The 17,203-nt window shown below is 41.9% G+C and carries 15 protein-coding genes, 1 pseudogene and 1 riboswitch; of the genes and pseudogenes, 10 read left to right on the top strand and 6 right to left on the bottom strand.

Going from position 1 to position 17,203, the window contains the following annotated elements; all coding sequences use genetic code 11:
* Positions 1-46 precede the first annotated feature (46 nt).
* A pseudogene (locus tag HMPREF2877_RS08380) lies at positions 47-748 on the bottom strand (hypothetical protein).
* Positions 717-1,412 carry a hypothetical protein gene (locus tag HMPREF2877_RS08375; protein ID WP_176745192.1) on the bottom strand — a complete coding sequence of 232 codons (696 nt, stop codon included), beginning with the start codon at positions 1,410-1,412 and terminating at the stop codon, positions 717-719. Before HMPREF2877_RS08375 ends, HMPREF2877_RS08380 begins: the two are co-directional and overlap by 32 nt.
* Before the next feature lie 142 nt (positions 1,413-1,554).
* Between HMPREF2877_RS08375 and murF the strand changes: the two genes are divergently transcribed.
* From murF to HMPREF2877_RS08355, 3 genes are all read left to right on the top strand, one after another.
* Complete coding sequence (murF, locus tag HMPREF2877_RS08370; protein ID WP_070579593.1) at positions 1,555-2,928, top strand: UDP-N-acetylmuramoyl-tripeptide--D-alanyl-D-alanine ligase; 1,374 nt, start codon at positions 1,555-1,557, stop codon at positions 2,926-2,928.
* An 88-nt stretch (positions 2,929-3,016) separates the two neighbouring features.
* Entirely contained in the window at positions 3,017-3,682 is a 666-nt protein-coding gene (locus HMPREF2877_RS08365; protein ID WP_045771960.1) for a YwaF family protein, read from the top strand.
* 348 nt (positions 3,683-4,030) lie between these two features.
* Positions 4,031-5,575 carry a peptide chain release factor 3 gene (locus HMPREF2877_RS08355; RefSeq protein WP_002884210.1) on the top strand — a complete coding sequence of 515 codons (1,545 nt, stop codon included), beginning with the start codon at positions 4,031-4,033 and terminating at the stop codon, positions 5,573-5,575.
* Between the two features lie 306 nt (positions 5,576-5,881).
* On the opposite strand, the gene thiT is transcribed toward HMPREF2877_RS08355, so the two are convergent.
* Positions 5,882-6,457, bottom strand: coding sequence for an energy-coupled thiamine transporter ThiT (thiT, locus tag HMPREF2877_RS08350; protein WP_070579587.1), 576 nt, complete (start codon positions 6,455-6,457; stop codon positions 5,882-5,884).
* 81 nt (positions 6,458-6,538) lie between these two features.
* A riboswitch (TPP riboswitch) is annotated at positions 6,539-6,658 on the bottom strand.
* Between the two features lie 103 nt (positions 6,659-6,761).
* Here thiT and HMPREF2877_RS08345 point away from each other — a divergent pair.
* The 3 genes from HMPREF2877_RS08345 to HMPREF2877_RS08335 all read left to right on the top strand — a co-directional run bounded on the left by HMPREF2877_RS08345 (position 6,762) and on the right by HMPREF2877_RS08335 (position 9,841).
* The gene (locus HMPREF2877_RS08345; protein ID WP_070579584.1) at positions 6,762-7,142 is read left to right on the top strand and encodes a PH domain-containing protein; all 381 of its coding nucleotides are present in this window, start codon (positions 6,762-6,764) and stop codon (positions 7,140-7,142) included.
* Positions 7,143-7,154: 12 nt separating this feature from the next.
* Entirely contained in the window at positions 7,155-8,060 is a 906-nt protein-coding gene (locus tag HMPREF2877_RS08340) for a magnesium transporter CorA family protein (protein WP_004183190.1), read from the top strand.
* A gap of 194 nt (positions 8,061-8,254) precedes the next feature.
* Positions 8,255-9,841 carry a degradosome RNA helicase CshA gene (locus HMPREF2877_RS08335; RefSeq protein ID WP_070579581.1) on the top strand — a complete coding sequence of 529 codons (1,587 nt, stop codon included), beginning with the start codon at positions 8,255-8,257 and terminating at the stop codon, positions 9,839-9,841.
* 55 nt (positions 9,842-9,896) lie between these two features.
* Here the strand turns inward: HMPREF2877_RS08335 and HMPREF2877_RS08330 are convergent, their stop codons facing one another.
* Genes HMPREF2877_RS08330 through HMPREF2877_RS08320 form a run of 3 tightly spaced genes read right to left on the bottom strand, consistent with a single transcriptional unit; the run spans position 9,897 to position 11,919 of the window.
* Positions 9,897-10,166 (bottom strand): GIY-YIG nuclease family protein, encoded by a 270-nt coding sequence (locus HMPREF2877_RS08330; protein ID WP_013991038.1) that lies wholly within the window; start codon positions 10,164-10,166, stop codon positions 9,897-9,899.
* A gap of 3 nt (positions 10,167-10,169) precedes the next feature.
* The gene (locus HMPREF2877_RS08325; protein ID WP_013991037.1) at positions 10,170-10,934 is read right to left on the bottom strand and encodes a tRNA1(Val) (adenine(37)-N6)-methyltransferase; all 765 of its coding nucleotides are present in this window, start codon (positions 10,932-10,934) and stop codon (positions 10,170-10,172) included.
* Positions 10,935-10,983: 49 nt separating this feature from the next.
* Complete coding sequence (locus HMPREF2877_RS08320; protein ID WP_070579680.1) at positions 10,984-11,919, bottom strand: polysaccharide deacetylase family protein; 936 nt, start codon at positions 11,917-11,919, stop codon at positions 10,984-10,986.
* A 129-nt stretch (positions 11,920-12,048) separates the two neighbouring features.
* Here HMPREF2877_RS08320 and HMPREF2877_RS08315 point away from each other — a divergent pair, with 129 nt between their 5' ends.
* From HMPREF2877_RS08315 to HMPREF2877_RS08300, 4 genes are all read left to right on the top strand, one after another.
* The gene (locus HMPREF2877_RS08315) at positions 12,049-12,804 is read left to right on the top strand and encodes a lysophospholipid acyltransferase family protein (protein ID WP_013991035.1); all 756 of its coding nucleotides are present in this window, start codon (positions 12,049-12,051) and stop codon (positions 12,802-12,804) included.
* Positions 12,805-12,911: 107 nt separating this feature from the next.
* Positions 12,912-13,607, top strand: coding sequence for a helix-hairpin-helix domain-containing protein (locus HMPREF2877_RS08310; RefSeq protein ID WP_014632740.1), 696 nt, complete (start codon positions 12,912-12,914; stop codon positions 13,605-13,607).
* Positions 13,597-15,837: a DNA internalization-related competence protein ComEC/Rec2 gene (locus tag HMPREF2877_RS08305; RefSeq protein WP_070579578.1), complete on the top strand. Its 2,241-nt coding sequence runs from the start codon at positions 13,597-13,599 to the stop codon at positions 15,835-15,837. The genes HMPREF2877_RS08310 and HMPREF2877_RS08305 overlap by 11 nt, the downstream gene beginning before the upstream one ends.
* A gap of 85 nt (positions 15,838-15,922) precedes the next feature.
* Positions 15,923-17,185: a UDP-N-acetylglucosamine 1-carboxyvinyltransferase gene (locus tag HMPREF2877_RS08300; RefSeq protein ID WP_070579576.1), complete on the top strand. Its 1,263-nt coding sequence runs from the start codon at positions 15,923-15,925 to the stop codon at positions 17,183-17,185.
* The last annotated feature ends 18 nt before the right edge of the window (positions 17,186-17,203 follow it).

Here is a 17,203-nt window from a genome sequence, read left to right as displayed (position 1 = left end):
CCGTGGCTATCTAGCTTAGCTAGAAGCAGGGGTGGTTTTTCTTGTTTTAGGGTGATTTTTTTCTTACCTTTTTGTTTTTTCTATCTCGCCACTCGATGAAAATAATTGACAAGAAAAGGGCTCCCATGATTCCCCAAAAAAGAAATGGTTCAATATAATCAAAAAAAGTTTTGCGTTCACCATAGACCGAGGTAGAGCCATCTTTCCAGGTAATGCTCTTGTTTTCATCATCAATCAGTTTGTAAGATTCACCATTATAGGTCAGGTAATTGTCTTTACGAACGTACATATTCAAATAGTTAAGGCCGTTTTTAGCGGGGAGGTCTGAAAGCAGGCGTTCCTCAGCGTAAACTTCAATGTAGAGGGTACCATCCTCGAAGCGTTTAATATCATCGATGCGTGCATTTTTAATGAGGACATTTCCATCTTGAACAATATCCCAATCACGCTTACTTCCTTTGCGCCCTCTTTCGTAGGATATGGCAAGCTGATGATTTTCAGATTGCCACAGACCGTAGATACCATCTTTAGAAACCCCATCGTCAAAGAAAATCATATAGGCGATGAAAATCGGTATCGTGAGTAAGAAACATATCCCCAAAATGTTGGCTAAACGGTCTGTAAATTTATCCCAGCGTGCTCGCCATCCGGTTTTGCGTTTTTGTTCTTTTCGATATGCTTTTTGTGAATGATACTTTCAATTGAGTTTCTTTCGGTCAGCGTATTTTCTTTTTGATTGGTGTCTCACTTAGTTTTTCTCTCCTCTTTTGCCGAGCCTCTGTAATGATAAGAACTGAGCAAATCCCCATAAGTATCAAATAGAGGGCTTCAAAAACCTCATCTATAGTTGTTTTCCGTTCACCATAAGGGCTGGTGGAACCATCTTTCCAAGTGATGGACATGTTTCCAGAATTGATACGCTTGTAGGACTCACCGTCATAAGTTAGGAGATTCCCCTTTCGGACATACATATCCAAGTAATTGTAACCACCTTTTTGAGGAAGTTTTGAGAGGATATTTTCTGGAGCATAGACCTCAATATGGAGTGTTCCGTCGTTCATCTTTTTGATGGCACGAGTATCTGCAACATTGATTATCGTTTTGCCATCTTGGACGATTTGCCAATTTGTATCACCATGTCTACGGACGTGTTCATAGGAAATGGCTAGCGTGTGGTTTTCGGATTGCCAAAGTCCGTAGATATTGCTTTCATTGACCGTATAGTGCTTGTAGTAATAAAAGCCACCCCAAAGCAGTGCCAGTAGCACTAAGATAATCAATTCAGCTGTTGGCTCTAGTGGGATAACCTTTCTCCAATTAAAGTGCCATCCTTTAGGTTCTTTGATACTTTGACAGTCGCTATTTATATTTTCCTCTCCTTTAGAGAGGTTGATTAATTTTTTCTTTGTCATGCCTAATCCTTTCATCAACCATTGTAACAAATTCGTCTCCCAAGCAAAAGCTAGCCTGATTTGTGATATAATTGGGAGTGATTGCAGGCAAGAAAATCATATTTCTTGCCAGACTTGTAAAAATAAAACAGAGGATTTTAAGATGAAACTGACACTCCATGAAATTGCCAAGGTTGTTGGCGCTAAAAATGATGTCACAGCCTATGACGATGTTGCCATTAACCAGATTGAGTTTGATAGCCGTAAGATTACAGCGGGTGACCTCTTTTTACCACTAAAAGGTGCGCGTGATGGGCATGATTTTATCCAAACAGCCTTTGACAATGGTGCCCTAGCGACATTCACAGAAAAAGAATTACCAGCTGATCAAGTCCACATCCTAGTTGATGACGCTCTTGAAGCTTTCCAAAAGCTAGCTGCTTACTATCTTGAAAAGACTGAGGTTGATGTTATTGCTGTGACTGGTTCTAATGGTAAGACAACAACCAAGGACATGATTCATGATATCTTGGCAACAACCTATCGTACTTACAAAACCCAAGGCAATTACAACAATGAGATTGGTCTTCCTTATACAGCCCTCCACATGCCTGATGATACAGAGAAAATCGTCCTTGAGATGGGGCAAGACCGCATGGGAGACATTCACCTCTTGTCAACCCTGGCTAAGCCAAAAACAGCCGTTGTTACCTTAATCGGAGAGGCTCATTTGGAATTCTTCGGTAGCCGTGACAAGATTGCCCAAGGTAAAATGCAAATGCAAGACGGTATGCCTGATGGTAGCCTCTTGCTTGTGCCAAGTGATCCTATCGTAGATCCTTTCTTGCCAAGCAATCTTGAAGTGGTACGCTTTGGGGATGGTGCGGAGCTTACAGTCTCTGAGTTGACAGAATTCAAGGACCATCTCACCTTTTCAACAAACTTCCTAGACGGACAAGTTACCTTGCCAGTCACTGGAAAATACAATGCCACAAATGCCATGGTTGCTGCCTATGTCGCAAAACACTTGGGTGTAACTGAGGAAAATATCCTCACAGCTCTTGCTAACTTGCAACTCACAAAAAATCGTACCGAATGGAAAAAAGCAGCTAACGGTGCTGATATTCTTTCAGACGTTTACAATGCTAATCCAACAGCCATGAAGCTCATTCTGGAGACCTTCTCAGCCATTCCTAAGAATGAAGGAGGTAAGAAAATCGCCGTCCTAGCTGATATGAAAGAGCTCGGTGAACAGTCTGTGCAACTTCACACACAGATGATTCTAAGCCTGACACCAGATGCTATTGATACGGTGATTTTCTACGGTGAAGACATTGCCGAATTGTCACAACTTGCTAGTCAAATGTTTCCTCTTGGTCATGTCTATTATTTCAAGAAAACAGCTAACGAAGACCAATTTGACGCTATGGTCAAGCAAATCAAAGAAAGCCTGGGCGAGCACGATCAAATCTTGCTCAAGGGCTCTAATTCTATGAACCTAGCCAAGGTTGTAGAAGAACTCCAAGCTAAGAATTAAGTTCTCTAACCTGCTCTCCAAGCAGGTTTTTGCTTTACCCTGAAATTTGATATAATAGCAGGCATAGTAATTTCAGCAGGAGAAGAGAATGAAGGATTTTTTGACAACCACCCAAACTGATCCACCCCAGATACCTTTGCCCTATTATTTGCTTATGCTTTTGGCGATGGTAGCATTGAGTTACTTGAGTTGGCGTTGGTATAAGAATAATATATGGCGTTGGACCTTTCTCACTATCCAAGCCATTCAACTCTTTGCCCTATACACTTGGTACCTCTGGCAGGGCTTCCCGCTTTATATTAGTCTGCCCCTGTACCATTGTCGTATGGCCATGTTTGCTGTTCTCCTCTTAAAAAATAGTAGAATAAAGAGCTATTTTGCTATTATGGGAGTTGTCGGGACTTACTGTGCGTTGATTTATCCAGTATTTGATCCCTATGAGTTTCCTCATATCACAGGCTTTTCTTTCCTAATTGGCCACTATGCCCTACTGGTCAATAGCCTGAATGTAATTTTTAATAGTTATAAAACGCATCCCATCAGCCAGCGGCTGATTGTCGTGGCTACCTTATTACTGAATCTAGCTTTGGTAATAGTTAATCAGACTATCGGTGGAAACTATGGCATGCTTAAACACACGCCATTTATTATGGGAACTCCCTTATTTGTCAAATACCTTGCTGTTTCAGGAGCTCTGATTATTCTCATGATAATCATGAAAAAAGGTCTGGAGCATTTTGAAGACAAATATTAAATAAATGAAGAAACACGCTATCAGAAAGTTGATAGCGTGCTTTTTCATTTTATTTGTTTTATTCTAACACAAAACGCTTTCAGAATTGCTTTCACACTGTAATTTGGATATAATAAAAGAGCTGTGCCTGCGAGATTATCGCAAGCCTCGACAACAAATGTAGCTCTAAAAAGAGAGAAATTTTCTGAAAGAAGTGCTACAACTATCTTACTTTTCGATCTGGTAAAAACCGACGACTGTCAGTTCCTATTGAGCATGGAAGTTTTGCAATTCCTAAGGCAGCTACTGACGTTCCATACCGCTAAGGAAAAGTATCAAAAAGATTATTTTTAAAGAAGAAAGAAAACTATGAGTATCCAAGACGAAATCAAAAAACGCCGTACTTTTGCCATCATCTCTCACCCCGATGCTGGTAAAACAACAATCACTGAACAACTGCTTTACTTTGGGGGTGAAATCCGTGAAGCTGGTACCGTAAAAGGTAAGAAAACGGGAAACTTCGCTAAATCAGACTGGATGGATATCGAGAAACAACGTGGTATCTCAGTAACCTCATCTGTGATGCAGTTTGACTATGCCGGCAAACGTGTCAATATCCTTGATACCCCAGGGCACGAGGACTTCTCAGAAGATACTTACCGTACCCTTATGGCGGTTGACGCTGCCGTCATGGTCGTTGACTCAGCCAAAGGTATCGAGGCCCAAACCAAAAAACTTTTCGAAGTTGTTAAACACCGTGGTATTCCTGTCTTCACCTTCATGAACAAATTGGACCGTGATGGACGTGAGCCGCTTGACCTCTTGGAAGAATTGGAAGAAGTGCTTGGTATTGCCAGCTACCCAATGAACTGGCCTATCGGTATGGGTAAAGCCTTCGAAGGACTTTACGACCTCTATAACGAACGCTTGGAGCTTTACAAGGGTGACGAGCGCTTTGCCAAGATTGAAGATGGTGATACTCTTTTTGCCAACAACCCATTCTATGAGCAAGCTAAAGAAGATATCGAACTCTTGACAGAAGCGGGTAATGAATTCTCTGAGGAAGCTATTTTAGCTGGTGAATTGACGCCGGTCTTCTTCGGTTCTGCCCTTACAAACTTTGGGGTTCAAACCTTCCTCGATACCTTCCTTAAATTTGCGCCAGAACCACATGGCCACAAGACAGTTGATGGCGACGAGATTGATCCTCTTAACAAGGATTTCTCTGGTTTTGTTTTCAAAATCCAAGCCAACATGGACCCACGTCACCGTGACCGTATCGCCTTTGTTCGTATCGTGTCTGGTGAATTCGAGCGTGGTATGAGTGTTAACCTAACCCGTACGGGTAAGGGAGCTAAGCTCTCTAACGTCACTCAGTTTATGGCTGAATCTCGTGAAAATGTCGAAAATGCCGTGGCAGGAGATATTATCGGGGTTTACGATACAGGAACTTATCAGGTTGGTGATACTCTTACTGTAGGTAAAAACAAATTTGAATTTGAGCCACTACCAACCTTTACGCCAGAGTTGTTCATGAAAGTTTCTGCTAAAAACGTTATGAAACAGAAGTCCTTCCACAAAGGAATTGAACAATTGGTGCAAGAAGGAGCCATCCAGCTTTATACCAACTACCAAACAGGCGAATACATGCTTGGTGCCGTTGGTCAACTTCAGTTTGAAGTTTTCAAACACCGTATGGAAAATGAATACAATGCCGAAGTCGTCATGACTCCAATGGGTAAAAAGACTGTGCGTTGGATCCAACCTGAGGACCTCGATGAACGCATGTCATCAAGCCGAAACATCTTGGCCAAAGACCGCTTTGACCAACCAGTCTTCCTCTTTGAAAATGACTTTGCCCTCCGTTGGTTTGCGGATAAATATCCAGATGTAACATTGGAAGAGAAGATGTAATGTACTAAGATTGCTTGGCTATATCATAGCCTAAGCAATCTACGCCACGTCCTATAGGACCGTGACTAAGTCCTTTACTAACTCGAAAACGGAAAATTATCGTTTCCGTTTTCTCATGTCGTAATACTATGTATAGTTTATGTAAATCGTTCATCTTTTGCCGCTAGCCACTATCTTGTGGCTAGCTAGCTGTCTCACTAACTACGTCAGCCGAATAATATCGATTCGTCTGACTTCATGTCATAATATCTTATAAAAACAAGAAAAACCATAGGACTACCACTTAAGACTGTCCTATGGTTTCTTTTATTTTTCTGTATTTAGTAACCTGCCTAGGAATCGTTGTAGGGCGAAGAAAACGATGAGGCTGGCCAATGTTTCTCCAAGGAAGGATGAGCTATTGACAATAAATGAATAGAGATAAGGGCTTTGTCCTTTAGGGGCATAGCTTCCCCAAAAGATGACACCGGCTATAAAGTGAATGAGGTAACGAGCGAAGCTACCCAGAAGAATCCCCTCAGTAATCACCATCAGAGACTTGACTTTATTGCCTTGTTTAATGGCTTTATCAAGGGCTGGTTTGACCACACCACTGATACCAATCAGACTAAAGGCGACAAAGTACTCCAGAAACCCTTGTATCAAGGTCAGCCAACCACCGGCTGCCTGTCCTGTCACCACTTGAAGTAGCCCCCAGATAAGACCGCCCATAGCACCAGCTTTTAAGCCCCAGCGAAAACTGAGGAGAAAGATAGGTACCATCTTAAAGGAAAGGGAAATCCAAGGGCCTAGTGACATGGGCTGGGTAACTAGGTCCAGGATATAAGCAATGGTTGCAAAAAGGGCAACCTCAATCATTGGCCGAATATTTGTTTTCGACATAAAAAAACCTCCTATACCAATCGTCTTGATTGGCTGTTTTTTGCCACATCAAAACGACGTCATAGAAGTTCCTCTATTTCAATCTATTTTGAGACACATCCCTACGCAGGTCCTAACCTGATCAGGTGGTAAGAGTTTAGGCAGGTCTTGAAGAAAAAATCAAGCTAGCCATTCTCAGCAATTGCTCCTCTTGTGACTCTTTAATTGTACTACTAGAAACCCATTTCTGCAAGTGTCTGAAATCCTAAAATTGTGGTATAGTTAAAGCAAGGATTATCTTTACAATAAAAAAGGAGAAACAACTATGGGACTTTTTTCAGGACTGCTTGGTAACGCATCTAAAAAAGATAATGATAAAGTTGAGCACCAATTGGAGGGCATCTTAATTCCAGGTGAACAGGTGGAGTTAGCCTATGTCCTTATTCGTGACTTGATTGTCTTTACAGAGAAGCGCTTGATTTTAGTCGATAAGCAAGGTGTTACAGGGAAGAAGACTTCCTACAAGTCTATCCCTTATCACTCGATTTCTCGTTTTACTGTAGAAAGTTCAGGGCACTTTGACCTAGATGCTGAACTTAAGATTTGGATTTCATCAGCACTGGAGCCCGCAGAGGTCCTTCAATTTAAGAGTGATAATAATGTCTTTGAAATTCAACAAGCTTTGGCAGCAGCAGTGCTAAAGTAATGAGGAAGAAAAATGTTTATTGAAAAAGAACTGGGTTATAAGCGTCACTGGATTAATATTGACTCAGATATTATTTCTGAGCAATCCTACCTTTATACCAAGTATGATATTGACCAGGAAACCATAGAGTATGCCTTGGATAAAAATGAACGAGCTCACATGGACTACAACCGTGAGAATGGAACAATCACCTTTATCTATAATGTCCTAGCTCTTGAGAAGGACAAGGAATACTATGAAACCATTCCTCTGACCTTTATTGTACAAGATACACGTTTGGTGACCATTAGTAACGAGGATAATGCTTATGTGATCAGCAAAATGCAAGACTATGTGGATAACCATGAGGATTTGTCCATTTATAAATTGCTCTTTGCAGGACTTGAGATGATTTCAAATGCCTACTATCCCGTCATTGAACGTTTGGATCAGCAAAAAGATGAGGTTAGTCGACGTCTAAGGCAGACTACGACAAGTAAGAATCTTTACGACCTTTCAGATTTGGAAACAGGCATGGTCTATTTGGTAGCTGCCGCTACACAAAACCGTCTCCTTTTGGAGCACATCAAGGGGCACGCCATTTATCGTCGTCTCAACGAGGTTGAAAAAGAACAGTTTGATGATGCCATGATTGAAGCCAGACAGTTAGTAGCCATGACGGACCTCATTTCTAAGGTCTTACAGCAACTGTCAGGTTCTTATAATAATATCCTAAACAATAACCTGAACAACAACTTGAGTAATTTGACCATTATTGAGGTACTCTTGGGAGTGCTCGCCGTCATTACCGGTTTCTTTGGGATGAATGTTCCTTTACCGTTTATGACGGTTAGTCCAGCCTGGATTTTCATCATTATCGGTAGTGTGATTCTTTGTTTGGTCTTGGCCCGCTACCTGCGTTGGTTGGTCCATAAATAATAATTAGTGAGTGAAACCGTCTTCTCAAATTGAAGGCGGTTTTAAAACGTTATTTCCTGTCTTTTTATTTCTAAATATGATAGACTAGATGAGTTGTTAAAATAAACGACTATTAAATACAGGTAGTTAATCTACTACACAACCAAGTCTCATAAGGTGGCTTCGCACCGCCTTCAAATAGAAAGAAGAATACTTTGAAATTTACAGATTTAAACCTATCAGAAGACATCCAATCAGCTGTTGTAGCTGCCGGTTTTGAAAAACCATCACCTATCCAAGAGTTGACAATTCCACTCGCTCTTGAAGGTAAGGATGTTATCGGTCAGGCCCAAACTGGTACTGGTAAAACAGCTGCCTTTGGTTTGCCTACCCTAGATAAAATTCGTACAGAAGAAAATACAATCCAAGCCCTTGTTATTGCCCCAACACGTGAGTTGGCAGTGCAATCTCAAGAAGAGCTTTTCCGTTTTGGTCGTGACAAAGGCGTTAAAGTTCGCTCAGTCTACGGTGGTTCTAGCATTGAAAAACAAATCAAGGCCCTTCGTTCAGGTGCCCACATCGTTGTAGGGACACCAGGTCGTCTCCTTGACCTTATCAAACGTAAGGCTCTTAAACTCAATAACATCGAGACTTTGATTTTGGATGAAGCTGATGAAATGCTTAACATGGGCTTCCTTGAAGACATTGAAGCTATCATTAGCCGAGTACCAGAAGAACGTCAAACTCTCCTTTTCTCAGCAACTATGCCTGATGCCATCAAACGTATTGGTGTGCAGTTCATGAAAGACCCTGAGCATGTGAAAATCAAGGCTAAAGAATTGACCAATGTTAACGTTGACCAATACTTTATCCGAGTGAAGGAACAAGAGAAGTTTGATACCATGACTCGCCTTATGGATGTTGACCAACCAGAATTGTCAATTGTCTTTGGTCGTACCAAACGTCGTGTGGACGAGTTGACACGTGGCTTGAAACTTCGTGGTTTCCGTGCAGAGGGTATCCACGGTGACCTTGACCAAAACAAACGTCTTCGTGTTATCCGTGACTTCAAGAACGACCAAATCGATATCTTGGTTGCGACAGACGTTGCAGCGCGTGGTCTTGACATTTCAGGTGTCACTCACGTCTACAACTACGATATTCCACAAGATCCAGAAAGCTACGTTCACCGTATTGGACGTACAGGACGTGCAGGCCAATCAGGTCAATCTATTACTTTCGTAGCACCAAACGAAATGGGTTACTTGGGAATCATCGAAAACATGACCAAGAAACGCATGAAAGGTCTTAAGCCACCAACAGCTCAAGAAGCCTTCCAAGCTAAGAAGAAAGTTGCCCTTAAGAAGATCGAACGCGACTTTGCGGATGAAGCTATCCGTTCTAACTTTGACAAGTTCAAGGGTGATGCGGTAAAATTGGCTCAAGAATTCACTCCTGAAGAATTGGCACTTTACATCTTGAGCTTGACCGTTCAAGACCCAGAGACAATGCCAGAAGTGGAAATTGCCCGTGAAAAACCATTGCCATTCAAACCATCAGGTGGTGGCTTTGGTGGTAAAGGCGGCAAAGGTGGCCGTGGCAACCGTGGTCGCGATAACAACCGTCGTGGTGGATACCGTGGCGACCGTAACCGCGATGACCGAGATGGTGGCCGTCGTGACTTCAAACGCAAGTCTAAGAAGAATAGCCGTGACTTCGAAAACCGTGGCAATAAACGCCCACACCGTACCTCAAGCGAAAAGAAAAACGGCTTTGTTATCCGTAACAAGGGTGATAAATAAACAATGAAAACGCTCTATGAAAATAGAGCGTTTTCCAATATCAAAGAACACACGGTTATTTTTCCGTGTGTTCTTTGATATAAGCCAGTTTTTTCTCTCGACTTTTTTTCTTAAAGAGTGCTTCGGCGCTCATGGCTTCAGGCTTGCTGTCAAAGAATTCTGAATAGAGGAGTTTAACTGGTAGGCGGGCTCTGGTATACTTGGCGCCTTTGCCTGCGTTATGGGTTTTGAGGCGGCGTTCGACGTCTGTGGTATAGCCTGTATAGAGGGTGCCATCGGCACACTCAACCACATACATGTAGGCCTTGTTATCCTTTTCTGTCATCGTCTAGGACTCACCCTCAGTCTTTTTTCCAAAGTAAATCTCAAAGATTTCGTCGGTATAGTCGCCATTTTTCTTATGCACAAAGAGAGGCGGAAGGATTTTCAAGCCATCTGTCGAGCCGTCTTTAATAGCTTCAATCAGGAGCATATTTGCCTCACGTCCCATCTTAGGATAGATGAACTGGATGCGTTTAGGTGCTAGATTATATTGGCGCATGGTGTCGATGATATCCAAAAATCGGTCAGGGCGATGCACCATGGCAATGCGTCCATTAGATTTGAGGGCATGACGTGCGACCTGGCAAATTTCCTCTAGATTGGTCGTGATTTCGTGACGGGCCAAGAGGTAGTGCTCGGACAGATTTTTCTTGGATGTTTCTGTCGCCTTAAAGTAGGGAGGGTTACAGAGAATAAGGTCTACCTGAGATCGTGGGGCATGGTCAAGCAAATTTTTTAGGTCGTCATTAACAACAGTCACCTGGTCCTCTAGTTGGTTGAGAGTGACGGAACGTTTGGCCATGTCAGCCAGGCGTTCTTGTAGCTCAACCAAGGTAATTGGTGCCTCAGTACGTGTACTAGCAAAGAGGCCAACGGCACCATTTCCCGAACAAAGGTCGACGATTAATCCCTTCTTGGGAATTTTTGGAAATCGTGAGAGGAGGACACTGTCGATAGAATAGCTGAAGACTTCCTTATTTTGAATGATTTTTACATCTGTGGAGAAGAGTTGGTCAATGCGTTCTCCATCTTTTAAAATTGGATTTGTCATAGCTTTTATTGTAACAAAAAACAGCTCCCAAAGGAACTGTTGTGAGTGATTACTCTAGGACACCAAAGGTGTAGCCTTGGTCTTTGAAGTATGCGATGATTTGTGGAAGGGTCTGAACTGTGAGCTCCTTACCAGCAGTGTCGTGCATAAGCACAACCTTAACATGACTCTCAGGGAAATATTTTTGTGAACCATCCAAGTAGGCCATCATGCTTTCAGATGTCGTTGGGCGAACAGAGGCTGGTTCTGCATCACCACAAAGCATGTTCCAATCAATCCACTGGACACCTTCCTTGGCAAGAGCTTGGTCAGTACTTTCTAGACCTTGCCATGACATATGACCACCAGGATAACGGAAAATTCTTGTCTTGAAGTCTTTACCTAGGATGGCTTGGAAATTAGCCATGGTTTGGTTAACCTCAGAAACAATCTGACTTTGATTAGGAACACGTCCTGGATAAAGGAGATTAAAGTTATGGCTGAGGCTATGGTTGGCAATCGCGTGTCCTTCTGTAATTTGGCGTTTGAGGATGTCCGCATTTTCTTGTGTAATGGTGTAACCAATGTGGAAGAATGTAGCATGAACACCATATTCTTTCAAAATATCCATGACTTGTGGTGTCAATGTAGAATCAATCCCATCGTCAAATGTTAAAAAGACTACCTTGTCGTCGATATCCTGAGATTCGCCTCGAATAGTGTTATTAACAGCAGTAACATCGTAAGCATAGTCAGAAGCTGCAATGCTGTGGTTACTACCTTTCTTGAGTTGTGTTTTATCTTCTTCCTTAGCTTTTTCTGAAGCTGAACTTGCGCTATTAGCGACTTGTTCAGTCTTTTCACCCTTGGCTACTTGTTCAGATTTCGTGTTATGGCGTTGGAATAGTACAAAGCCTAGGATAGCCAAAACAGCCAAGTTTGCAATAATGAGGCAAATATTAAGTGCCTTTCGATTTTCCCCTGTAATCTTAATACTTTTTATCATAGCTACATTATAGCTCAAACTATTAGAAAGTGCCACACCATTTTCAAGACTTTTGCAAAGAAATTCGATGAAAAAAGAGCTCCTTTTTTGGTATAATAGTAAAAAACTTGTAGAAAAAGAGGTAAAAACGTGTTTTACGCTTATTTACGTGGGCTTGTTGTCTTCCTTCTTTGGATTATCAATGGTAATGCCCATTACCACAATCGCGATAAATTATTGAACAAGGATGAAAACTATATCTTGGTTGCTCCGCACCGAACTTGGTGGGACCCTGTTTATATGGCTTTTTCAGCCCGTCCTAAGCAGTTTATTTTCATGGCTAAGAAAGAACTCTTCAAGAGCCGTATCTTTGGTTGGTGGATCCGCATGTGTGGCGCCTTTCCAATTGACCGTGAAAATCCAGGTCAAGAAGCTATCAAGTACCCTGTTAACATGCTTAAGAAGAGTAATCGTAGTTTGATTATGTTCCCAAGTGGTAGCCGTCATTCCTCTGATGTTAAGGGTGGGGTTGCGGTTATCGCTAAGATGGCCAAGGTTAAGATTATGCCAGTTGTCTATCAAGGACCTCGAGAACTCAAGGGGCTCTTGACAGGTGAACGTGTGGATATGAACTATGGTAATCCTATTGATATTTCAGATTTGAAGCGTTTGAATGACGAAAATATTCAAGAGGTTGCTCGTCGTATCCAGTCTGAATTTGATCGTCTTGATGAAGAAGCTTTGAGCTATCAAACAGGCAAAAAACCAAACCCATTGACTTATATTTACCGTGTACCTCTCGGTCTTGTGGCTATCATTGCAGTGCTTTTGACCATGGCTTTCTCATATGTAGCTAGCTTTGTTTGGAACCCTGAAAAACACCGTGCCAAAGAAACGCAGAAATAAGCTAATAACTCTATCAGATATAGATCTGATGGAGTTTTTTACTTTTTGATATATTTTTCAAATTTTTTACGAATAAGAAAGAAAATATATCAATTAAGGAGAATAGCGTGAAGGAAAAGATTCTAGCCTATGTCAAAGATAATTGTCTGTTTGTGAGTGTTATTGCTGTACTGATGGTGATTTTTTGCTTCTTCCTATGGATGACTTACTGTGCCGGCAACAGCATGGAGGCGGAGACGTCTTATACAGATGTGACAGCTTTGTCAACCTCCTCCTCCAAACAAAGCTCACAGTCTCTTTCTGAGGCGTCTTCCCAGTCAAAGACTGAAGGAAGTGAAAAGGATGAGTCAAAAGTAACGGTAGATGTTAAGGGGGCTGTGGCTAATCCGGGTGTTTATACCTTAAAAGCAAGCGCTAGGGTGACTGATGCCATCAAAGCCGCTGGGGGAATGACTGAGGATGCGGATGCTAAGAGTGTTAACTTAGCTGCAAGCTTGTCAGACGAAGAGGTTGTCTATGTGGCAACTAAGGATGAAAACCTCTCTGTTCTTGGTCAATCAGGAACTGGTCAGGTCTCTGATAAAGGAGGGCAAACTAGTGCTAAGGATGGCAAAATTAACTTAAATACAGCGACCTCAGAGGAGTTGCAAACCATTTCTGGGATTGGAGCTAAGCGTGCTGAGGATATCATTGCCTATCGTGAAAGTCATGGTGGCTTTCAATCCATAGATGACTTGAAAAATGTCTCAGGAATTGGTGAAAAAACTTTAGATAAAATCAGAGAGTCCCTCTATGTGGCTTAAAAAGGCTCCAATCAATCTTTTTTCCTTGGCTCTGTTAATAGCTGCTCTTTATTTTACGGTTTTTGTCACTAATGTTTATGCTATTGGGACTTTTGTCTTTCTTATGGTCTGTTTTTTGAAACATCATTGGAAGAATAAGGCTGCCCTAAAGTTGGTGGGAATTGTAGGTAGTTTCTTTTTGGTCTACTTTTTATTCTTACACCACAAAGCTACCATACAAGATAAACAAGCTCCTGCTGAAATCAATCAGGTGACTCTGGTTGCTGATACGTTATCGGTTAATGGTGAGCAATTATCAGCTATCGGAAAGGCAAAGGGACAAACTTATCAGGTCTTTTACCGACTCAAATCTGAGAAGGAGCAGCATTTTTTTAAGACTACTAGCCAAACGCTGGTATTAAAGGGGAAAATAAAGTTATCCCCAGCAACTGGTCAACGTAATTTTCAAGGGTTCAATTATCAGTCTTATCTAGCCAGCCAAGGTATTTATCGAATGGCTCAGATTGAGCGCTTGGATTATGTGGTGTCTCAAAAATCTCTATCTCCCTTAGCTTTTTTCCATCAATTGAGGAGAAGGGCTTTGGTTCATATCCAGACACATTTTCCTAGTCCTATGAGACACTATATGACAGGCCTACTCTTTGGGTATTTGGATAAGGAGTTCGATGAGCAGAGTCAGCTTTACACAAGCCTAGGTATTATTCATCTATTCGCACTTTCGGGGATGCAAGTGGGCTTTTTTCTGGGATGGTTTCGCTATGGACTCCTACGCTTGGGCCTTCCTAAAGATTATCTATTTATTATCTTGCTACCTTTTTCCTTATGCTATGGCTTAATGACAGGTTGGACAGCTTCAGTCCTACGTTCCCTGATTCAAAGTTTGTTGGCGGAGTTTGGTATTAAAAAACTGGATAATATGGGAATAACCTTACTTCTATTGTTTCTCTTTTTACCTCATTTTCTTTTAACAGTGGGAGGTGTTTTAAGTTGTTCCTATGCTTTTTTGTTGTGTTTGTTTGATTTTGAGGAGATGTCATCTCTTAAAAAGTCAATCTGTATGAGCTTGGTATTGAGTCTTGGGATTTTGCCTTTTCTAACTTACTATTATGGGACCTTTCAACCGGTGAGTTTAATTCTGACGGCGATATTTTCCATAGTCTTTGATAACTTTCTCTTGCCTGTCTTGACGGTCTTCTTTGCCCTTTCAGGACTGGTAATCTTTTCTCAAATCAACCCACTTTTTGAATGGATGGAGACCTTTTTGACTTGGATACAATCTTGGATAGGCCAGCCATTAATTTTAGGGAAACCTAGTTTGTTACAGTTTAGCTTGATGATAGCTGTATTGGTTATGCTCTTTGATTTTTGGAAAAAGCCTCAGTTTAGGATTTGCCTTTTGATGATTTTTGGTCTTTTGATGGTCTGGGTCAAACATCCTTTAACCAATGAGGTGACTATGGTTGACGTTGGTCAGGGAGATAGTATTTTTCTGAGGAGTATGAAAGGCGATACCATCCTAATTGATGTGGGTGGCAAGGTGACTTTCGGTTCAAAGGAAAAATGGCAGGAGGGGAGCCAGACGAGCAATGCAGAGAAAACCTTGATTCCCTATCTACAGGCTAGAGGAGTGTCTCAAATTGATCACCTGGTCCTGACGCATACGGACACAGACCATATTGGTGATTTGGAAGAAGTGGCCAAGAGGTTTAAGATTAAGGAAATCTGTGTCAGTCAGGGGGCTTTGACTAAACCTAGTTTTGTTAAAAGACTTCGGACCTTAAAACGACCAGTTCACACTCTAAAGGCTGGCGACAAATTACCCATGATGGGAAGTAAGCTACAGGTTCTTTATCCCAATAAAATTGGTGATGGTGGTAACAACGATTCGATAGTTCTTTACGGAAAACTATTAGGAAGCAGTTTTTTGTTTACTGGTGATTTGGAAAAAGAAGGAGAGGAGGAGCTGATGGCCAGCTATCCAACTTTAAGGGCAAGCGTCCTCAAAGCTGGACACCACGGTTCAAAAGGCTCATCGTCTGAAGCTTTTTTGGATCAGTTGCACCCCTCCCTTGCACTTGTTTCAGCTGGTGAGAACAATCGTTATAAACATCCAAATGATGAAACATTAGAACGTTTTAAGCAACGTCACATTAAGGTTTTACGAACAGACCAGAACGGTGCTATCCGTTTTAAGGGGTGGTTTAAGTGGTCAAGTGAAACTGTCCGATAATTGTTAGAGTTCTTAATTTGTCATGCACCTCAATCTATGGTAGAATGTAAAGGCTAATATTCCAGTATAAGAAAGATTGAACAGTATGCGTAAAATTATCATCAATGGTGGTAAGAAACTTCAGGGAGAAGTTACAGTATCAGGGGCTAAAAATTCAGTTGTTGCATTGATTCCAGCTATTATTTTATCTGATGGAGTGGTTACTCTTGACGGGGTACCAGCAATCAGCGACGTCGATAACCTCATTGAAATTATAGAAGTAATGGGTGGTTCTGTTAAGCGTGATGGCGAAACACTTGAAATTGATCCACGAGGCGTTAAGGATATGCCAATGCCATTTGGTAAGATTAACAGCCTTCGTGCTTCTTACTATTTCTACGGTAGCTTGCTTGGACGTTACGGACAGGCAACAGTAGGTTTGCCAGGTGGCTGTGATTTGGGACCACGTCCTATTGACCTTCACCTTAAGGCGTTTGAAGCGATGGGTGCTAGCATTTCCTATGAAGCGGAGTCTATGCGTATTGCGACTGATGCTGGTCAATGCATTAAGGGTGCTCATATTTACATGGATACGGTCAGTGTTGGAGCGACTATCAATACCATGTTGGCAGCAGCTAAGGCTGAGGGTCGTACGGTTATTGAAAATGCGGCGCGTGAACCTGAGATTATTGATGTAGCAACTCTTCTTAACAATATGGGCGCACGTGTACGTGGCGCTGGTACAGAGGTTATCACGATTGACGGTGTAGAGAGCTTACATGGCACTCGTCACCAAGTTATTCCAGACCGTATTGAAGCGGGTTCTTACATTGCTATGGCCGCGGCTATCGGTAAGGGAGTTAAGGTTAAAAATGTTCTTTATGAACACCTTGAAAGTTTTATTGCTAAACTTGAAGCAATGGGTGTTCGTATGACAGTTGAAGAAGATGCCATCTTTGTGGAAGAGCAAGGTAATCTAAAACCTGTTGACATTAAGACGTCGCCTTATCCAGGTTTTGCAACAGATTTACAACAACCGATGACACCGTTGTTATTGAAAGCAAGTGGTCGAGGAAAAATCATAGATACAATTTATGAAAAACGTGTGAACCACGTTCCTGAATTGGCTCGTATGGGAGCTGATATTCAAGTACTCGGTGGACAGATTGTTTATAACGGTCCAACGCAACTCTCAGGTGTACCAGTAAAAGCTAGTGATTTACGTGCGGGTGCGGCGCTTGTTACGGCAGGTCTTATGGCAGAAGGTCAAACTGAAATTACCAATATTGAGTTTATCCTTCGCGGGTATTCAAATATCATTGAGAAACTTTCTGACCTTGGTGCAGATATTCGTTTGATTGAAGATTAAGTCTAAGGTTCAACCCCT

The sequence above is a fragment of the Streptococcus sp. HMSC072D03 genome, assembly GCF_001812855.1.
Taxonomy (GTDB): domain Bacteria; phylum Bacillota; class Bacilli; order Lactobacillales; family Streptococcaceae; genus Streptococcus; species Streptococcus salivarius_D.
The sequence above is the reverse complement of the archived record's forward strand: the minus strand, read 5'-3'. Positions and strand labels throughout refer to the sequence as shown.

What these genes read in the sequence shown, in the direction of transcription:
- HMPREF2877_RS08375 (WP_176745192.1), bottom strand. Translation starts at nt 1,412, where the DNA reads ATGACAAAGAAAAAATTAATCAACCTCTCTAAAGGAGAGGAAAATATA.
- murF (WP_070579593.1), top strand. Translation starts at nt 1,555, where the DNA reads ATGAAACTGACACTCCATGAAATTGCCAAGGTTGTTGGCGCTAAAAAT.
- HMPREF2877_RS08365 (WP_045771960.1), top strand. Translation starts at nt 3,017, where the DNA reads ATGAAGGATTTTTTGACAACCACCCAAACTGATCCACCCCAGATACCT.
- HMPREF2877_RS08355 (WP_002884210.1), top strand. Translation starts at nt 4,031, where the DNA reads ATGAGTATCCAAGACGAAATCAAAAAACGCCGTACTTTTGCCATCATC.
- thiT (WP_070579587.1), bottom strand. Translation starts at nt 6,457, where the DNA reads ATGTCGAAAACAAATATTCGGCCAATGATTGAGGTTGCCCTTTTTGCA.
- HMPREF2877_RS08345 (WP_070579584.1), top strand. Translation starts at nt 6,762, where the DNA reads ATGGGACTTTTTTCAGGACTGCTTGGTAACGCATCTAAAAAAGATAAT.
- HMPREF2877_RS08340 (WP_004183190.1), top strand. Translation starts at nt 7,155, where the DNA reads ATGTTTATTGAAAAAGAACTGGGTTATAAGCGTCACTGGATTAATATT.
- HMPREF2877_RS08330 (WP_013991038.1), bottom strand. Translation starts at nt 10,166, where the DNA reads ATGACAGAAAAGGATAACAAGGCCTACATGTATGTGGTTGAGTGTGCC.
- HMPREF2877_RS08325 (WP_013991037.1), bottom strand. Translation starts at nt 10,934, where the DNA reads ATGACAAATCCAATTTTAAAAGATGGAGAACGCATTGACCAACTCTTC.
- HMPREF2877_RS08320 (WP_070579680.1), bottom strand. Translation starts at nt 11,919, where the DNA reads ATGATAAAAAGTATTAAGATTACAGGGGAAAATCGAAAGGCACTTAAT.
- HMPREF2877_RS08305 (WP_070579578.1), top strand. Translation starts at nt 13,597, where the DNA reads ATGTGGCTTAAAAAGGCTCCAATCAATCTTTTTTCCTTGGCTCTGTTA.
- HMPREF2877_RS08300 (WP_070579576.1), top strand. Translation starts at nt 15,923, where the DNA reads ATGCGTAAAATTATCATCAATGGTGGTAAGAAACTTCAGGGAGAAGTT.